The following is a 13,398-nucleotide window of genomic DNA, read 5'->3' as shown; positions in this document are numbered from 1 at the left end:
GGCGCTTCGTGTTGGGGCGAAACGGCTTGCGACATTCGGGGCATTTGATACGGGGATTCGCCTGCACTGCTGTCATTTGTCTCAGCTCCTTTGGGGGTCCGTTTTCCCCGCCAATTCAACGAACTTGGGGGATTTTAAGGGGGAAATCCCGGGGGAGGGAGGACCCTTCAGGCGGGGAGTGTCCCGCGCTGGCTGGAGCTGGATTTTATTCGGGTCCGACTGGCGGGAGTCACCATTGCTCCGACGTCACGCCGAGACCGAGAGTGTCACCGGCACCCTCTGCTTTGTTGCACGAGAGATGCGCGGGCTTCCAGTTGCTCGGCTCCCAGGTGAGGTGAGGGTAGGAGCTGCGTGGCTTCACGTGCTGGACGCTGCACGACTGCTCATCCGGGTAGGCCAGCGAGTAGTCAATGACCATCTCGCAGATGCAGCACGGCGCCTTGGCCCGTCGCCCTTCGGACTTGACCCGGAGCAAAGCGTCACTACGACGGCGGCCTGACCATGCGGGGATATACACACCGTTCACATTGCTGCCACCACCTTAAGCCGGACACGACAAAGGCCCCGCCGAATACCGGCGAGGCCTTCATGGAAACTGTTGTGGAGACAACTATCCCGTCGGATTTACTGTACTACATTTCATAGCTGGGTCCGTCTCCTCGCGCGCATGTTCTCGAATACGTGGAGCACGTCGCCTGGGTAGTAGATCCGTTGCGCTTTGCCTTCAGTGTTGACTCGATCCAAGACGTAGGCGAGCTTGCCCAGCTTGACCCAGTTCTCGAAGTCAAACTTCGAGACCACTACCCGAGCCTTCTTCTGCAGGTACTCGCGTACGCCCCGCGGCGTCATCGGCTCGCCCCGGGCCTTCGTTCGCAGCCGGTCGAGCACCTCGTGAACGAGGTGAACGGCGGCGCAGTCGGGGCACTTCACGGACGCGTCATCTGGGTGGCCTATCAGTTGACCAGGACATGGCATCTGTTCTGGCGGTTCTTCCTCTGCGTCTGTGTCCACCTGGATTGGCTCACCGCACCGACCGTAGACGCGCTTGTCCTCCGGGCCCCACACGAGGTCCCGCCCGGTGCTGATCCAGTCCCGGGCCATGAACAGAGTCCATCCTGCCTCAGGGTTCTCCATGGCCTCGGCATGAGCGGAATAGGGAAGCGAGTGCAGGTGGGCCTTGAGCATGTAGGCGTCCACGTTCATGGCTGGCGTGGAGCTGGCAACGCCTCCACCGCCACCACTAGAACCTGGCGCCCTGGTTACTGTCATCCGATAGATCACAGCGTCGATCCGATCAAGGATTGGCGGGATGTCTTGTAGCAGGTCGGCCAGTTCGACGATGCAGACTGTGCACAGGTGCAAGGTGGTTAGTCTGTTGCACTCTGGTGTTGTGCAGAACCCCACGGCTTCGCTCATGCGTCACCTCTCAAGTCCTTGATGATGTGGCCGTTCCTCAGATCCATAGGACGCCAGACGCCGGCATTGATCCCAGACAGCTGGAGGACCTTCAGCCACTCCAGCTGGTCAGGAGACACTTTGCCGACGTCGGTCTTCAGCTCACGAATCAGCACACGACTTCGGGCCGAGTTAGCCAGGACAAGATCCGGCCAGCCAGCCCTCGAGCGCCGGGAATCAAATGGGTGGTAGGTCAGGTCATAGCCGTAGATCTGAGCAAGGTCGATGACCTGCTGCTGGAACTGGGCTTCTGAGAGTTTCGGAATGAAAGCAGTTTTGGGAGAAGGCATGGTTAGTTCCGTCCTCTGGTATGCGGGCGGCCGCGTCTAGATTTCTTGTTGCCATTGCGAGGTGGTTGGGAAAGCTGGGGAGGTGGGCTCGGCTCCCTCCCCATACCTGCCCGTCCCGTCCCGCCCCGTCCCGTCCCGGCAATACCGGTTCCATCAGTCAGGCGTTTCGCAGGGTTGGCAATATGTTGGCAACCGGGGCTGTGCTGGTGAGTCTCGTGCTGGCCGGTAGGACCGTCGCCAGCGGTAGTGGGGCCGGTGGTACCGTCGCCCTCGTGCTGGCCGGTAGAACCGTTGCCATCTGCGGTCGGGCCGGTGGTACCGTCGCCCTGATTGGTAGGGCCGGGAACGCCGTTGCCCTCGTGCTGGCCGGTGGGACCGTTGCCAGCAGTGATGGGGCCGGTGGAACCGTTGCCCTCGGTGGTCGGGCCGGTGGTACCGTCGCCCTCTTGCTGGCCGGTGGAACCGTTGCCAGTCTCGTCTCCGGGCTGCAGCTGCTCCCCGGATGGTTCGGGGATGGTGATCCCCATGCGCTTCACATAGTCGTGCTCGCGCAGCCACTGGATCGTGGAGGCGCTGAAGTAGGCCGTCTCCGGAGCTGGCAGGCGGGGGTAGTCCTGGTCAGCGTTGGGGTTGTCTTTGCGGCCGGCGTTGCATGCCCGGCATGCCACGAACAGATCATTCTCTGAAGCTGCCTGCTTGCCAGGGATCCGGTGATCGTACGTGCCGCCCAGGCGTCCGTTCTGGGCGCCCCAGCGGACCACCTTGCCGCAGTAGCGGCAGCCGTCGCCGTCGCGCAGCCTGGCCGGGATGACCAGCTCGGGACGTGCTGTGTCGTTGCGTCTCTGCCGTTCCCAGTCGATCTCCGCTTTCGTGCGGAGGTGGATGAAGTCCGGGTCATCGAGGATCCGGTAGACCTTGCGTGAGTGGCCGTCCTCCTCGAGGGATTCCTCCACCATGTAGCCGGAGAAGACTGCGAGCTGCAGCAGCTCGTTGGCGCGGGACATGCCGCCGGCCATCTGGATCGCTGTTCCCCGGTTGATGACATAGTCCGTGAGGTGCGCGGCTGACTGGGTCGAGCAGCGCATGACGAACCCGAACAGCTCATTCACAATCCGTTCGTCAGCAAGCTGGTGCTCAAGGACGGCGAGCGCGGTGGGGTGGTTCGCTGCGGTGTCTCCCACTCTGGCCCATGGCATCTATCTGTCCGTCCTTCGGTTGTTGTTGGTGTGACTTCAGTGGGCGGCTGGCCGTGAGGCTGCAGTTCGGTGGCGGCCTGGGGCATCCCGCAGCGCGGGCACCTGCGCGTTGCGTCTGGTTGGTGCGCACCTTCGGCGATGCACTTGCGGAGCCTGCGGTTAAGGATCGCGGCGGCTAATTTGCGGCCTTCTGATTCGATCTCCGCCATGGTCTTAGTCATCGGGGCTTTCCTCCTTTGTGGATCACTCGTCATGTGTCTCTCGTTTCTCGTGTTCCGTGCATCCGCATTTGCTGGCGCCATCGTCGTGAACTATGGCGGTGCAGGATTCTCGTCCGTGGTAGTGACCACAGCATTGGCAGTGCCACCTACTCACGCCCGCCGCCTCATCTGCCGTTTCATCCGTTCCTGGAGGAAGTGGTCGATGCTCTTGTCTGGGTTGATTGGCGCTTCGGAAGATGAGAGGTGGGGCGGGGGCAGTTGCTCCCAGCCCGCGGCGGCGGCCCGGTTGATAGTCCGGCTGATCGCGGCCGCCTCGTGACGGTTCGCGGGGAGTCGGGGCTTGTCCCACAGCAGCAAGTAGAGATCCCTGACGGCCCGGGCCGTCTCGGCGTTGCAGTACTCGCGGTCCAGCAGGAGGCTGAAGTTCGAATGCTCGCGTCCGAGTCTGCGCCCTTGCCATCCGACCGAGTAGCCCAGGCACGCGAGGGTCTTGACTCGCGCCTGGGTGGGTTCGGCTTTGACGCGGATCGTTTTGCCCACTGTGGTTAGGGACGGCTTGACCGCCAGGACCCGGTCCGCGACGCGCGTTTCCACGCGGGCTCGTGGAGGCGTGTTCCGGGATGGGTCGCCGTAGATGATCTTGCCCAGGGTGGCATTCGAGACCCCGGCGATACGGGCAATGATCTTGAGCCCGTACCCGCGCTTACCCAGCGCGAGGATGTGGTCCCGGACCGGGCCGGCGTCGACCCTGCCGACGTCGTACGTGCCTGCGGCCTTCGCCGCTTCGCGTTCCCGTTCCCGTAGCGTGTTGGCCTTGGTGCAGGGTGTGCAGCGGCATTTGTCCACCACGTAAGCCGTGGGTGTGCCGTGCTGGTGATTGGCCCGGGCGCACTGGCAGTCGCGTTTGATCCGCTCGGCCGTCATGGTGAGCACCTGCACTCACCGCTGAGCGGGTGGTAGATGCCGCCGCAGGACGGGCACGGGTCCATCTTCTCCGGCTTGGACAGCAGCGAATCGTTCTTTCGCTCAAACATCTCCGTAGGCTTCGGCATCAGACTCCCTCCAACGGCTGCGGCAGGCGGACTGGCATGATCAGGTGCCGGTACGTGTCCTTGGTCCCGCAGGCAACGCCGCCGGCCGTCAGGCACACAGGCTTAGCCAGGCTCTCCTGGAACGACAGCCGGACCTTCTCCGCATCGATGGAGCGGAGCGCCGCGATCAAGTACGCGGGGTTGAATGCCACAGCCTGCGTCGCGTCTTCCGGGATACTCCCCGCGGCCACGAGCGCCGGGGTTTCGACGGCGGCGTCCGGCGCCTCTCCGATCGCGGGGCGGATGGTGATGGTGCTTGAGGTCATGACGATCGTGGCCGGGGTGTTTCGTTCGTTGAGGTCGACGGTGACGCTCACCTGGTCGATAAGGTCTCTTCTGTCGGCTTCTATGTGGGTTGCAGCGGCATCCAGGAAGAGTGCTGCGAGCTTGGGGTATTCGCCGCCGGTCCCCATGAGCGTGTAGGTCAGATCTCCGGAGATGAGGCTGAGTGCGGTGCCGCCGCCGGAGCGCCCGGGGGAGTCGGCAGAGGCGAGGACGCCCACTTTGACCTGGTCGCCGTCGAGGTGCCTACTGATGGCCTTCCACACGGCGGCTTTCATGAGGAACCGGAACTCGGGGACAGGCTGCTTGGTGGCGATCCGCTCGGAAGAAAGACGGTAGCGGTCTGTGGCCTGCATCGTGAGGTGCTTACCGGCGCCCTGGATCTCGATGGAGGTCAGAATCGGGAGCGTGTCGTCAGTGGATGCGGCCACGAGTGAGCGGTTGAGTGCCCCCACGAGTACCTGGCGGTCCATGCGGAATCTCTCGAAGGCTGCATGCTCCGGCAGTGGCGGGTACTCGGCCACGTTGTAGTGGTTCAGGATCGGGATCGTGTACCCCTCTGCACTGACCGTCAGCAGCCGCTGGCCCAGCATCTCCCGAGCCGCCAGCGTGACCGGGGCCTTGGGATTGCGGCGGGTGATGGTTTGGATCGTTCGGACCAGCCACGAGATCGGAAGGAGCGCCTGCGCATCCTTCAACCGGCCCGTCGGCTCGTGCTGGAGCTTGGCAACGGCGGACGTCTCATAGTCGTACGCCGACACCGTCGCTTTCCCCTGGCGACATTCAACCAGGACGCACGCCAGGATTGGGATAGGCGGTCGGTTCGACGCCGCGACGCCGACAGCGCGGAGCTTCCTCAGCCACTCCTTACTCGTTGCAGTCACCTCCAGATCGGCGAGCGCCGGAGCTGGTCTGGTGATGGTGGTGTCCGTTGTGGCCAGTGCCGTGATGGTCATTGATGGTCCTTTCGCGGTGCTGCGGGTGGAGGAGGTTGGTGAGCTGATTGAGGCGGCGGACTTCGATGGCGTAGGCGCCTTTTTGCTGGTCGGTCCAGCCGCGGCCGGGGAAGTACTTGCTGACCGTGGATGATCCGACGCCGAGCAGTTCGGCGACGGCTACCTGGCTGTATCCCTCTTCAAGGAGCCGGTCCGCTTCGGGCAGCCACTCCTCGAGCGGTCGGAACGGTGCTTTCGGGGCGGATAGGCCGAGTGCGCGTTTGTGCCGGCTGATGGTCCGTTCGGTGACGCCCATTTCGTCGGCTATCTCGTCGAGACTCCTGCCCTCGCTGACTAGGGTGCGTAATCGCTCCCTGTCAGCCAGGCGGCCGTATTGGCGCCTCATTGCCCCAAGCCATTCAAGTCCGTCCCTGATTGGCGGTGCGCGCCGATAATGATCCTGCCGACCTCGAACGCTTCCTCCCGGTCATCGAAGTAGGGCTCATCGACGATTACGTGGGCGACGTCGTCGCGGTCCCAGCCCATGAGCTTCCAACGTCCGTCCTGCGTTTGCCGGACACCCGCCCTCGGATATCTGGCATGCCGCAGGGTGAACGGCGCATCCGGCGAGCGCCGGAGGACTTCCTTTTGCCAGGGCGTCAGCTTGAACTGCAGCACGTCCTCCGCGAAGGTGACGGCCGCATCCATGGGCGCCGGCTTCGCGAGTTCGTCCACGGTTGCCTCGTATTCGTTGAGGGCTTTGGCGTGGTCCAGGACGGCGGTCTGGGCTTTGACCCGGCCGACCCACGGACGAAAGCCACCGTCGAGGACGGCGGGGCGGTATCCGCAGACGCAGACGGGTTCGTTCTCCGGGTTTCTTCTCAGATCGTGGTTAGGCATCGTCATCTTCTCCCTGGTCTTCGTCTGCGGCGGTGTCGGTTGATTTGCTCTTGAGTGCGGTGAAGTGGGCCATGGCTTCGCGTTCGAAAACGGCCGGCGGGTAGTTGAAGACGTCGTTGCGGACGAGGATCCAGCGGGCCGTGCCCTCGGACTCTCGCCAGCTGTACGACGTCGGATCCCAGGTGGAGGGCTTGTGCAGCTGGGATGGCTTGAGCTGCAGCTCGGCCATGAGCATCACGAGCTGCAGGGGCCGGAGCTTCGCGACGGCTTCCCGGACCTCAATGGCGCCGCCGGCGAGGCCTACGTACTTCTTGCCCAGGATCAGCTCGCAAGCCCGCTCATAGCCGTAGTAGGAGCCCAGGACGTTCGGGGCGATGCCCGCCTGCAGGATCTTCTCCGCCGGGGTGAGCGGCAGTCCGCCGCCGGCGTCGGTCAGGCAGCGGCGCAGGTGCTCATCCCACATCGCGAGGTCCTGCTCCAGACCCGCCTCCATATCCTTCAGCTTCCGCCGGGCTTCTTTCTCTTCCTCCGTTGGGGGAGTCTTGGGCGCCTGGCCGCTGGTGGTCTTTCGGTACCACTCGATCTGGCCACTGTTCTCGTTGATGAAAGCGAACTCGCCCGCGGCCGCGTGCTCATCATCCGTCCGGCGCTCGGCCTGGTAATCGCGGTTGTAGTGCCCGCTGTAGGTCTGGTTCCGGTCCAGCGTCGGCACAGCCAGTTCCTTGATCAGTTCCTTTGACGCGGCCTTCGTTACCGGGGCGTCACGCTTGGTCCTCAGTGACTTCACCAGGCGATCCCATTCACCGACGCCGCGGTGAGGGTTCGTCGCCTTGCAGGATCAGCTCCTGGTAGGCCTCGTGGTCGTCCTTGAACTCGTCGAACGCGTCCGACTGCTCCAACGTCAGGCCGCCGGCGTCCACTAGATGGTGAGCGACGGCCGGCAGCCCCGCGAGCCGCGAGCGCTTTCGGATGAACGACTCAGAGCGGTGGATGGCCTTCGCGACCTTCTTCACTGACATGCCTTCGCATTCCAGGATCGTCTGGATAGCCTTCGCCTCGTTGGAAGCCGTGATGCCCTCGCGGTGGGTGTTCTCCCGCAGCATCGCCTCAATCTGCAGGGGCAGAGTGTCCAGCGACGGATCCACCCAGGAGTACAGCGTCTCGACGTTTCCGAGCTCCGCCGCCGCCCTTCTTCTGTGGCCCTCGATGACGAGGAACTTGCCCGCATCCAGGCCCTCGGTTATGGGGAACAGCCGGCAACGAATCGTGTTGCCGTTTTCGGCGATGTCGTTAGCCAGCTCGGCCAGCTTCTGAGGGTCACCCAGATCGGTGCGGGGGTTATGCGGGTGCGGGACCATGTCAGCGACCGCGACCATGCGGTAATCGGCGGGGCTCATGCGCTGGCCGTCTTCCGTGCGAACTCATCGATGGCGTCCGCAGCTTTCAAGACCTCGCCGCGAGCCCTGTCCTCGACGGCGAGCGCGAGCGTGAGCGCTTCCTCGGCCCGAGCGGATTCCTTCTCGGCGATGTTGAGCAGGGTCTGAGTGTTCAGTCTGGTTCTCATCAGCGCGAGCGCTTCCGACGATTGGGAAGCTGCTTCATGACTCGCTTCCTGGATGTCCAACTCCGCGATGCTGCTTACGACTAACGGCCGCAGACGATGGCCTGCGTGCAGGTAGTTCTCGACTGCTGACTTGACGGGGTTGCCGAGCCAGTCCTGCTCGGTGGGTGATTCGATGGGTTGTTCGGTCATGGCGCTGCCTATCTACTGGCGGGGGGTGATGGGTTGGGTACAGACGCCCGGAACACCGGGCGTTGGAATGAGGGGGTTTGGACTTACTGTGCTGGGGCGGACTGCCGGTCAGCGCCGGCTGTCCGCCTCCAGCACGAAGCCGCCGGCGCCAGCCATCAGGGTCAAAGCCCCGAAGACGGCAACACCGTTCAGGACCGGCAATGCCAGTGTGAACAGCAGGGCGCCGATGATGAGCAGCGGGAGGTACGCGAAAGTGCGGCGGCGATTCAGGCCGACCCGCGCCGACGGGCGCCTCACAGCACTGCCCCAGCTGCGGCTGCAGCGTTCCACTCCGGGGTTCCCCGGTGGATGTGCAGCGAGTAGTTCGCCCAGATGGTGCCGTTGAGCAAGATCTGCCCTTCGGTCTTATTCATCACAGAGACATCAATGCGGTACGCGTCAACATCTACGTCTGCTTTGGACCGGTTCTGCCAAAACCACTTAAGCCAAGTAGTCATCCCCGCGGCCAGCTCCCTGGCGTCGCGGAACTCCAGCTCCGGGAAGTCCTTCAGTGGGCGGTGCCCGACAGGCTGCACCACGGCGAATCTCTTAATGCGGGCCTTCACCGCCGGCCGCGCAGCGTTGATTCGGCGCGAGCCCTGATTATCCGGTCAAAGGCGGACAGTTCCGCCGTCGGGGACGCGGTCGGATTGAAGATCGTCACGCCCGCGAAGCCATCGAAGCTGCCATTTGCCCCTCGGTACTCAGTGGCAGCATCCGTCAGCCATGGGCCGTCAGGTACTGCAATTGACCCGGGGCCGGGTTTGGGGCCGGCAGTCGCCGGAGCCTTGGGGGGCGGCTCGACGGCGACTGCCGGGGACTGTGGGGGAGTAGGCCGTTCGCTGGGCCCGTTCAGCGAGGCCCTCGCCGCTTCTGCATCGCGGCTGTTCAATTCGTCCAGAGCGTCACCGTAACGGTCGACGGCTGCATCTACGTCTGACATGAAGTTGCGGGTCAGCTTCAACGCATCTTCGAGCGAATCAGCCAGGTGGGGGAGCGCGGCCAGAATATTGCCCGTCTCATCAAAAGCGCTGGTCGACTTCAACGCGCCAATAACCTGCTGGAGCTTGAAGATCGCATGCTCCTTTTGGCGCTGGCGGCGAGACCGCTCAAACTCCAAATGCTTACCCTCAAGGCCAGTACGGCCACTGAGGCGGCGGTCCTCCACGCCGAAATAGAATCTACGCGGCAAATCATTCAACCGATCGCTCGGGAATGACTCTCCGACGGCGGCAATACCCTCACGCGGTTCAACACGCGACCTGAGACCTGGTCGTTCCATTTTGGTTAGACTCGATTCTGATTTGAGAGCCGGGCTACCCCTCCCAGAGGTGGGCCTGGCTCTTGGATTTTCTATGGGCGGTCCGGTGAAGTTCTTGGCGGAATGGCACTGGACCGCCCTCTTTGCTTGCCCTCCCCCAGGAGGGACATCTATACGCGGCTGGCTTACCCTGTCCGGCTTAGCTGCCGCACGTTCGACTGATGCGCGCACGGCACGCCATCCAGCCAGGAATCCAAGCAATCAACCCGCACAAACCACCGGCCACCCTTCTTGCTCTGCACACCGTGAAGCTCACCAGCGGCGAGCGCCTTCAGGATCGTCTTCGGGTGACGGATCGCGGCTTCGGCCGTCTGCTCGACCGTGAGTCGTTGGACCAGTGCGGGGACCATAGGTTTACTCCTGGACTGTGGTTTGGGCGGGGGCCGGCACGGCGCCGATCGGGGGACGACGCCGCGCCGGGGCGTAGCTCCCCATCTGTAGGATTCGGGTTGTCACACACCGCGCCCGACGGCGCACCAACAGATGGGGAAAATTCATGGTTTTGTTTGGAGGCACCTCTCCAAGAAAGGTCGCTCTGGAAGAGCGACTTGTCCGCTCGACGTCCAGACTCGGACGCGCCATCCGGCGAGTTTTTTATGGTCCCGACCCGATGAAGTCCTGGAAAACCTCCACGAGCAACCACAGGGCGCACGATGGGCTGGTCTTGGTTGATTTCACAGCCGATCTGGACTGGGCCATGCGCTTCGCCAACAAAGAGGATTTCGAAGACTTTGTTCGACTTCTTTCCCACCGTTATGGGCAGCGGAACGTGCAGGCGGCGGACGTCCAGGCGCCCATCTACTCGCGAGATGATTCGAGCGGAATGGCCGATCTGTTGCGTAAGACACCTGCTGAACGCAGCCGGGTGCATTTCTCCTGCGAGATAGGCGGTGAAATGAGGATCTACTTGACCATGCGTCGTTCGGGCGCTCATGAACCGGCTGTTCGCATAGCGGGGACGCTGATTGAACAGGGTCAATCGAGCATGCATTGGCAGCATGTCTTGGAAGACTTCACTGGCTTCGCCCGACCCCTTACGCGGTGGGGGCGCTACATAACCCAGCCGCTCGTGACCGATGAATCCCGGGAAACCTACATCAAGACCAAACGCGAATGGATAGTCCGCGTGCAGTCCTGGCTGTTCGGCATCGCCGGAGGGGTTATAGGGGCGTTCATTGTCCACTTGCTCGGGCTGAAGGCGCCGGCCTAGTAGCGGAACGATCGCACGCGCTCTTCCTAGCAGGCATGTCATGCCGGCATCCTTGAACTGCCCAGGGCGGGCACGTCTTCGATGTGGCTTCCGCAGCTGCAGCCCATGGCGTCGAGCTGCCACTTCAGCGGACTCAGGCCGGCGCCGATCAGGAACGCTTTGCTCTGTTCCTTCATGGCGTTGCACTCCGAGCGGGTCGGTACGTACAACGGCGGGCACACGTCCTCGGCGCTCATGACGGCTCCTGGGCTTCGAGGGCTTTGCTGATGCGGTCCATCTCGTCTTTGAATGCCTTGGTGCGCTCTGCACTGGCTCGGGCACTTTCAAAGTCCGCGGCAAGGACGTGCAGCGTGCATTCGTAAGCGGCGATGTCAGAGAGGCTCAGGGCCCGCTCCCAGTCCTGGTGCGTGAGCTTCTCGTCGTCGCTCATGCCGACCTCCTCCTCGGATGGGCCGGACGGGCTAGCCGGGCCGAGTGCTGACTGGGCACAAGACCTCGACCGGCATTGCCGGTGACCTGTGCTTCATGGGTAACGATGGGCATAACTTCGTGCTCTTCGAGTTCGAAGAGGACCTCCCAAGGCACATGCAGTCTGCTGGCGATGGAGATTGCTAGATCCTCAGTCAGGGTCTTCATTCCGCCCGTCTCGAGCAGGTAGATCGTGGTCTGAGATCGACGCACCAGGGCGGCCAGATCGCGCTGGGTGAAGCGCTCCTGTTGGCGCCACCTGCGAATCATCGCTGGATCCTTGACCTTCATCCAGGTTTCCTTTCGAACGAGCGGCGGCTGCCGCCGTTTTGTTTGTAGAACCATTTCTACCTCCCATTTTTCGCGTTGACAAGTTAACTATGGTTCACGGGTCACCTACTTGTCAAACTGAAAAGCGAGGAACTCCTAGTGCCGTCTGGCAGGATGAGCTAGTTACTTGTATTTATCTTTTTCTCTGCGTCTTACACAAGGGAAAAGTAGTAGGGGAGTGTCTTGCTCGTGAATCAACCTCAAAGCCTTCGATCCCTCGTGGAGCTTGCCGCTGACCGGCATGCAACATCCGGGCGCCAGCTGGCCTTCTTGGCTCAACGGCAAGGCTTTACGTTGGCTACGACGACGGTCAATGCAATACGCCAGGGTGTGTACAAGTCGGCTCCGACAGCCGAGACCATCAGGGCAATTGCTTGGCTGGCCGGCGTCAGCGACGAGGTGGCGTTCATGGCCGCAGGACAACCCGTCCCCGGTCCACCTTTTGCCGAGGAACTCCCACCAGGCGTCGATAACCTTTCGCTGAAATCGCGTAAGGCTGCACTCGACATGCTGCGGGTCCTCGTTGATCTGGAGAAGGACGCAGATGAAGAACGCCAAGCCGAGCTACAGGCCCTACGCGAAGAACGCCGGAAGCGGTTCGAAGACGCCGGTTACGTTAGCTCTGGACAGAAGATCGAAGAGCCAGATGATGAAGCGACATTAGCGGCCAAGCGAAAAGCAGGCGCCGCGATCCAAGCGCACAAGGCGGGCCTGCGAGCGGTCGACTCCTTCGACAACAATATTCCGCTACCCGAGGACTACCTCGACCTAGCCGCACACCCCGCAACAAACTCATCCGGCCGGCGTGAGCATGACGCAGGCCGCGAGCGCGGCGAAGAATCGCAGGAGGACTAGATGGCGCGGGTAGGAACTGCGGCGTACCTGGCATTGATGGATGCCGTCGACAAGGCCGCACCAGTTATTGGCCACGAATCGCTCATTTCAAAGTTCGACCCTCCCGCGGTTGCTCCGATGGTCCGCGATTTATTCGCAGTTCTCAGCGATCTCCTGCACGACGAACGGATCCGATCCGCCGATAACAGCCTCTATCAGGGTGCCACCAGTGGCGAGCTGGTGGGCTGGTTCGATGGCAGAGGAGCCACTCAAACCCTTGAATATCTCGAGATCATTCTGGGATCCGCCTACGAACAGGAAAAGTTGAACGCCCGAATTCTTTCAAGCTTTCGGAAATCCTTGACCATGCTCGTTACCCAGACCCTCAGGCATTCGGCGGCCGGCAATGGGCCAGGTCCTGCGGAGCCCCTGCGCGAAGCGCTCCAGCGACTTGAGGACCTGGAGCGGGATGAAGCCACACGGCTGCTTGATGACATTCGGTCCCAGCAAGAGAAGGCCACTGCATCAGCGACGGCCGCCGCTAAGGCGGCTGGGATCACTGGTGACGCCACCATGTCGTCCTACTATGAATCTCTGGCGGAAACGGAACGGGACAGCGCCGACAACTTTCGTCGGCTGACTGTGACCATGGTCTTCGCAGCGGCCGCGGTGACGGCACTATTTATCATGGGGCCAACCTGGGGCTGGGGTTGGTTCGATATAGCCGCTGGTGACTACGTTCATCTACTTCAGCGAGCAATCTTGCTGGCTGGCATTTTTGCCCTCGCCGGCTATTTTGCGAGACAGGCGCATCAGCACAGATCGCTAGCTAACTGGGCGGGCTCACTCGCTGTGCAATTGAAGACCTTCGATGCCTTCTTGGCCCCCATTGGCAATCAAGACGTGCGGGACGACCTCCGCAAGACCTTCGGGGCCCGCGTCTTTGGCGACCATCCAGCGATGAAAGGCGAACCGTCTGTGGCGCCTACCGCCGCAGCGATGGACACCGCCGTCGGGTGGGCAGCCAAGCTCACCGCCGGCGGGAGTAAGTGACGATAGGTGCGATGAAGACT

General features: G+C 62.5%; 21 protein-coding genes. 3 read left to right on the top strand and 18 right to left on the bottom strand.

The window, feature by feature from the left end; genetic code table 11:
• Positions 1–229: 229 nt before the first annotated feature.
• The 15 genes from NG696_RS21000 to NG696_RS14875 form a co-directional block, all read right to left on the bottom strand.
• On the bottom strand, positions 230–526 hold the full coding sequence (locus tag NG696_RS21000) for an HNH endonuclease (protein ID WP_252576038.1): 297 nt from the start codon (positions 524–526) through the stop codon (positions 230–232).
• A 113-nt stretch (positions 527–639) separates the two neighbouring features.
• Positions 640–1,416 (bottom strand): hypothetical protein, encoded by a 777-nt coding sequence (locus tag NG696_RS14940; protein WP_252576037.1) that lies wholly within the window; start codon positions 1,414–1,416, stop codon positions 640–642.
• Positions 1,413–1,745 carry a VRR-NUC domain-containing protein gene (locus NG696_RS14935; protein WP_252576036.1) on the bottom strand — a complete coding sequence of 111 codons (333 nt, stop codon included), beginning with the start codon at positions 1,743–1,745 and terminating at the stop codon, positions 1,413–1,415. Before NG696_RS14935 ends, NG696_RS14940 begins: the two co-directional genes overlap by 4 nt.
• Before the next feature lie 2 nt (positions 1,746–1,747).
• Positions 1,748–2,941, bottom strand: a complete 1,194-nt coding sequence (locus tag NG696_RS14930; protein ID WP_252576035.1) for a dermokine domain-containing protein — start codon at positions 2,939–2,941, stop codon at positions 1,748–1,750.
• A gap of 371 nt (positions 2,942–3,312) precedes the next feature.
• Positions 3,313–4,086 (bottom strand): hypothetical protein, encoded by a 774-nt coding sequence (locus NG696_RS14925; protein WP_252576034.1) that lies wholly within the window; start codon positions 4,084–4,086, stop codon positions 3,313–3,315.
• Positions 4,087–4,213: 127 nt separating this feature from the next.
• Positions 4,214–5,491: a DNA polymerase III subunit beta gene (locus NG696_RS14920; protein WP_252576033.1), complete on the bottom strand. Its 1,278-nt coding sequence runs from the start codon at positions 5,489–5,491 to the stop codon at positions 4,214–4,216.
• Complete coding sequence (locus NG696_RS14915; protein ID WP_156380284.1) at positions 5,403–5,876, bottom strand: helix-turn-helix domain-containing protein; 474 nt, start codon at positions 5,874–5,876, stop codon at positions 5,403–5,405. The genes NG696_RS14920 and NG696_RS14915 overlap by 89 nt, the downstream gene beginning before the upstream one ends.
• Positions 5,873–6,370, bottom strand: a complete 498-nt coding sequence (locus tag NG696_RS14910; RefSeq protein WP_252576032.1) for a hypothetical protein — start codon at positions 6,368–6,370, stop codon at positions 5,873–5,875. Before NG696_RS14910 ends, NG696_RS14915 begins: the two co-directional genes overlap by 4 nt.
• Positions 6,363–7,157: a hypothetical protein gene (locus tag NG696_RS14905; RefSeq protein ID WP_252576031.1), complete on the bottom strand. Its 795-nt coding sequence runs from the start codon at positions 7,155–7,157 to the stop codon at positions 6,363–6,365. The genes NG696_RS14910 and NG696_RS14905 overlap by 8 nt, the downstream gene beginning before the upstream one ends.
• Positions 7,158–7,170: 13 nt before the next feature.
• Entirely contained in the window at positions 7,171–7,767 is a 597-nt protein-coding gene (locus NG696_RS14900; protein WP_252576030.1) for a ParB/RepB/Spo0J family partition protein, read from the bottom strand.
• Complete coding sequence (locus NG696_RS14895; protein ID WP_252576029.1) at positions 7,764–8,123, bottom strand: hypothetical protein; 360 nt, start codon at positions 8,121–8,123, stop codon at positions 7,764–7,766. The genes NG696_RS14900 and NG696_RS14895 overlap by 4 nt, the downstream gene beginning before the upstream one ends.
• Positions 8,124–8,231: 108 nt before the next feature.
• Entirely contained in the window at positions 8,232–8,420 is a 189-nt protein-coding gene (locus NG696_RS14890; RefSeq protein WP_252576028.1) for a hypothetical protein, read from the bottom strand.
• The gene (locus NG696_RS14885) at positions 8,417–8,701 is read right to left on the bottom strand and encodes a hypothetical protein (RefSeq protein WP_252576027.1); all 285 of its coding nucleotides are present in this window, start codon (positions 8,699–8,701) and stop codon (positions 8,417–8,419) included. The genes NG696_RS14890 and NG696_RS14885 overlap by 4 nt, the downstream gene beginning before the upstream one ends.
• A gap of 23 nt (positions 8,702–8,724) precedes the next feature.
• Positions 8,725–9,282 carry a hypothetical protein gene (locus NG696_RS14880; protein ID WP_252576026.1) on the bottom strand — a complete coding sequence of 186 codons (558 nt, stop codon included), beginning with the start codon at positions 9,280–9,282 and terminating at the stop codon, positions 8,725–8,727.
• A 326-nt stretch (positions 9,283–9,608) separates the two neighbouring features.
• Positions 9,609–9,833: a helix-turn-helix domain-containing protein gene (locus NG696_RS14875; protein WP_056345562.1), complete on the bottom strand. Its 225-nt coding sequence runs from the start codon at positions 9,831–9,833 to the stop codon at positions 9,609–9,611.
• Positions 9,834–9,979: 146 nt separating this feature from the next.
• Between NG696_RS14875 and NG696_RS14870 the strand changes: the two genes are divergently transcribed.
• A complete protein-coding gene (locus NG696_RS14870; RefSeq protein WP_252576025.1) occupies positions 9,980–10,693 on the top strand; it encodes a hypothetical protein in 714 nt (237 codons plus the stop codon).
• A 38-nt stretch (positions 10,694–10,731) separates the two neighbouring features.
• Here the strand turns inward: NG696_RS14870 and NG696_RS14865 are convergent, their stop codons facing one another.
• The 3 genes from NG696_RS14865 to NG696_RS14855 are packed head-to-tail and all read right to left on the bottom strand — an operon-like array spanning position 10,732 to position 11,452.
• Complete coding sequence (locus tag NG696_RS14865; protein WP_252576024.1) at positions 10,732–10,929, bottom strand: hypothetical protein; 198 nt, start codon at positions 10,927–10,929, stop codon at positions 10,732–10,734.
• Positions 10,926–11,123 (bottom strand): hypothetical protein, encoded by a 198-nt coding sequence (locus NG696_RS14860; protein WP_252576023.1) that lies wholly within the window; start codon positions 11,121–11,123, stop codon positions 10,926–10,928. Before NG696_RS14860 ends, NG696_RS14865 begins: the two co-directional genes overlap by 4 nt.
• The gene (locus NG696_RS14855) at positions 11,120–11,452 is read right to left on the bottom strand and encodes a helix-turn-helix transcriptional regulator (RefSeq protein WP_252576022.1); all 333 of its coding nucleotides are present in this window, start codon (positions 11,450–11,452) and stop codon (positions 11,120–11,122) included. The genes NG696_RS14860 and NG696_RS14855 overlap by 4 nt, the downstream gene beginning before the upstream one ends.
• Before the next feature lie 258 nt (positions 11,453–11,710).
• Between NG696_RS14855 and NG696_RS14850 the strand changes: the two genes are divergently transcribed.
• Positions 11,711–12,346 (top strand): hypothetical protein, encoded by a 636-nt coding sequence (locus NG696_RS14850; RefSeq protein WP_252576021.1) that lies wholly within the window; start codon positions 11,711–11,713, stop codon positions 12,344–12,346.
• Positions 12,347–13,378 carry a hypothetical protein gene (locus tag NG696_RS14845; RefSeq protein WP_252576020.1) on the top strand — a complete coding sequence of 344 codons (1,032 nt, stop codon included), beginning with the start codon at positions 12,347–12,349 and terminating at the stop codon, positions 13,376–13,378.
• The last annotated feature ends 20 nt before the right edge of the window (positions 13,379–13,398 follow it).

It is taken from the genome of Pseudarthrobacter cellobiosi, assembly GCF_023913755.1.
Taxonomy (GTDB): Bacteria; Actinomycetota; Actinomycetes; order Actinomycetales; family Micrococcaceae; genus Arthrobacter; species Arthrobacter cellobiosi.
This window is presented reverse-complemented; position numbering and strand designations above follow the sequence as displayed.